Source organism: Pseudoalteromonas sp. 19-MNA-CIBAN-0066 (assembly GCF_040308705.1).
Classification (GTDB): Bacteria; Pseudomonadota; Gammaproteobacteria; order Enterobacterales; family Alteromonadaceae; genus Pseudoalteromonas; species Pseudoalteromonas nigrifaciens.
In genome coordinates, this window is record NZ_JBEONZ010000357.1 from 1 (window position 1) to 246 (window position 246).

At 34.6% G+C, this 246-nt stretch carries 1 protein-coding gene; it reads left to right on the forward strand.

The features are described from left to right. Nucleotides 1-246 (forward strand): DUF808 family protein (locus tag AAEZ18_RS19420; protein ID WP_352256081.1); only part of this gene is annotated, 246 nt, incomplete at both ends.

Here is a 246-nt window from a genome sequence, read left to right on the forward strand (position 1 = left end):
GTTTTTATGTTTTGAGGGAGCTGAAAAAGTATTTGCTAAGTTTTTGCCTCATAACAGTGAAGCGGTAGACGAAGATGAAAAGTTAGATTTAGTTGAGTACGAAAAACAAAAAATAAAAGGGGCAATAAGAACCGACTTTATTCTTTCTGCCGAAATTATTGTGATTACTTTAGGTACTGTGGCTGGTGCTACATTGCTTAATCAAGCTTTAGTGCTTTGTGTTATCGCAATTATAATGACTATTGG